This window comes from Sphingomonas sp. FUKUSWIS1, assembly GCF_000733135.1.
GTDB lineage: Bacteria > Pseudomonadota > Alphaproteobacteria > Sphingomonadales > Sphingomonadaceae > Sphingomonas > Sphingomonas aerolata.
Genome location: NZ_JPJC01000143.1, coordinates 5,034 through 7,654, shown reverse-complemented (window position 1 = coordinate 7,654; position 2,621 = coordinate 5,034). Strand labels below are relative to the sequence as shown.

Below are 2,621 nucleotides of genomic sequence, written 5' to 3'. Positions count from 1 at the left end.
GGGGTCGCCGGCGCGTGCCGGCCGCGGCTCGACCGGGCCCGCCGCATCCATCTGATTGCCGCCATCACCGGCATAGTCCGCCGCGACGGCCTCCCACTCGGCCTCGGTCGGCAGCCGCGCGCCCGCCCAGCTGGCATAGGCGTCCGCCTCGTAGAAGCTGACATGCGTCACCGGCGCCGCCGGATCGATCGCGCGCCGCCCGTCGAGCCCGAACCGCGTCCAGCCCCCGTCGCGCTCTTCCCAGTACATCGGCGCGACGATGCCTTCCGCCTTCACCCAGGCCCAGCCATCGGCGAGCCAGTGGCGCGGCTCGCTATAGCCGCCATCGGCAATGAACGCCGCCCATTCGCCATTGGTCACCGTCCGGTCGGCGATCGCGTGACGCGCGAGCAGCGTGTCGTGCCGCGGCGTCTCGCAATCGAACGCGAAGCCGTCGCCGTCATGCCCCATCCGCGCGATCCCGGCGTCGCGTTCGATCCAGCCGATCGCGCCCGGCATCTCGACCGGCACCTTGCGCGGCGCGGCCCAGACCGCGGGCTCGAGCGGATTTTCCGAAAACAAATGGAGGATGTCGGTCACCAGCAATTCCTGGTGCTGCTCCTCGTGATGACAGCCCAGCGCCACCAGCTCGCGCGCCGCCTCGGGCAGGTCGGGCAGCGCCGCGATCAGCGCCGCATCGACATGCGCGCGGTACGCCCGCACCTCGTCGAGCGTCGGCCGCGTGATCATCCCGCGCCGGTCGCGCGCATGCCGCCGGCCTTCCGCCTCGTAATAGCTGTTGAACAGGAACGGAAAGCGCTCGTCGTGCAGCCGGTACCCCGCGACATGATCGCGCAGCACGAACGTCTCGAAGAACCAGCTGGTATGCGCCAGATGCCATTTGGTCGGCGATGCGTCGGGCATCGACTGCACCGTCGCATCCGCATCCGACAGCGGCGCGGCCAGCGCGATCGACAGGTCGCGCACGGCTGCAAAGCGGGCACCGAGCGCGTCCGTGTCAGGCAGGGTTGCAGGATCATGGGTGGGGACGGGGTTCGGCATCGACTGTCCTCGTGCGGGCGATGCACGCGGCACGGCCCCTTATAAAAGGATGCAGCGATACGGAGCGCTATCCGCGCGTTGCCCCCGGTCGCCAAAGAACGTCGCTCGCCCCGTTTTGGTTCACCGCACGCGCGGCGACGAACAGGAAATCCGACAAGCGGTTAACATACGCTAATGCCAATGGATTGATCGGGTCGTCGACCGCGACCACCGCGCGTTCGGCGCGCCGCGTGATCGCGCGCGCTAGATGCAGCGCCGCGGCGCCCGGCGATCCGCCCGGCAGGATGAAGCTGGTCAGCGGCGCCATCTGTGCGGTCATCGCGTCGATCTCGCCTTCGAGCCGCTCGACCTGCGAACCGACGATCCGCAGCGTCATCTCCGACGGCGCGAAATCCTCGCCCGGCGTCGCGATGTCCGCACCGAGATCGAACAGGTCGTTCTGGATCCGCTCGAGCGCTCGGCCAAGCGGATGATCGCCCAGCGCCACCGCGGCGACGCCGATCGCGCTGTTCGCCTCGTCGACATCGCCGATCGCCTGCATCCGCGGGCACGCCTTGGACACGCGCGATCCGTCGACCAGCCCCGTGGTCCCCGCGTCGCCGGTCCGCGTGTAGATCTTGTTCAGCTTTACCATGACGTTAGGCCCTTCGGGCTCAGGTCCGGCCCGCGGCGAACAGGATCAGCACGACGATCAGGATCGCGATCGCCTGGAAGAAGATGCGCTGCTGCATCATCCGGTTCGATTTCAGCGACGCGGCGCTCGGCCCCCCGTCCTTCACCTGCGCCGACTGGTCCTGCAGGAACGTCACCACCCCGCGCACCAGAGCAACGAGCGTCGCGATCATCGCCGCGATCAGGAGGATGACGAGGAAGGTGTTCATGACGACAATCTAGGCATGCGCGCGCCGCCCCGCAATGGCCGTTCCGCCGGTCGCCGGACAAGCCTCGAAACGGGCGGAATTCTACGCTGACAGCCCCGATCTTCCCGGCTAGCATCGTGACAAATGGGGGAATGAGTATGCGTAACGGACGGATCGGCGCCAGCCTGGCGATGCTGGCTATGTTGAGTGCGTGCGGCGGAGACTCCGGCGCGGTGTCGGGATCGACCGGCGGTACGCCCGGGGTGTCCACCCCGACCACCGGCACGACCACCCCGACGACCGTCGCCGGGTGCAGCCTGCGCGAGCGGCAGGACTGGGTCGCAGGCCAGCTGCGCGAATGGTATCTGTTCCCCGAGACGCTGCCCGCCAGCCTCGACCCGACACCCTATACGACCGTCGACGCCTATATCGACGCGCTCACCGCGACCGCGCGAAGCCAGCGCCGTGACCGCTATTTCACCTATCTGACGTCGATCAAGGAGGAGGACGCCTATTATGAGGCGGGGTCCAATGCCGGCTTCGGCTTCCGTCTCGGCATCGATGGCAGCGGGCGGCGCGCCTATGTCATCGAATCCTTCGAAGGCGGCGCCGCGCTGGCGGCGCAGGTCGATCGCGGTGCGGAAATCGTCGCGATCGGGACCAACGCCAACACGCTGCGGACCGTCAGCGCGATCTTCGCCGCAGAGGGCAGCGCGGGCG

At 68.4% G+C, this 2,621-nt stretch carries 3 protein-coding genes and 1 pseudogene; 1 reads left to right on the top strand and 3 read right to left on the bottom strand.

The window, feature by feature from the left end:
* The 3 genes from egtB to sphsw_RS09755 all read right to left on the bottom strand — a co-directional run.
* On the bottom strand, nucleotides 1-966 hold a 966-nt coding region (gene egtB, locus sphsw_RS09765; RefSeq protein ID WP_152555470.1), incomplete at its 3' end, for an ergothioneine biosynthesis protein EgtB.
* Between the two features lie 142 nt (nucleotides 967-1,108).
* Complete coding sequence (locus sphsw_RS09760; protein ID WP_031440452.1) at nucleotides 1,109-1,675, bottom strand: cob(I)yrinic acid a,c-diamide adenosyltransferase; 567 nt, start codon at nucleotides 1,673-1,675, stop codon at nucleotides 1,109-1,111.
* Between the two features lie 19 nt (nucleotides 1,676-1,694).
* Complete coding sequence (locus sphsw_RS09755; protein ID WP_031395690.1) at nucleotides 1,695-1,922, bottom strand: twin transmembrane helix small protein; 228 nt, start codon at nucleotides 1,920-1,922, stop codon at nucleotides 1,695-1,697.
* 137 nt (nucleotides 1,923-2,059) lie between these two features.
* Between sphsw_RS09755 and sphsw_RS09750 the strand changes: the two are divergent.
* Nucleotides 2,060-2,621 (top strand): annotated as a pseudogene (locus tag sphsw_RS09750) (S41 family peptidase); the annotation flags it as partial.

Excerpts from the sequence above, each read along its gene's own strand:
- sphsw_RS09760 (WP_031440452.1), bottom strand. The coding sequence starts at position 1,675 with ATGGTAAAGCTGAACAAGATCTACACGCGGACCGGCGACGCGGGGACC.
- sphsw_RS09755 (WP_031395690.1), bottom strand. The coding sequence starts at position 1,922 with ATGAACACCTTCCTCGTCATCCTCCTGATCGCGGCGATGATCGCGACG.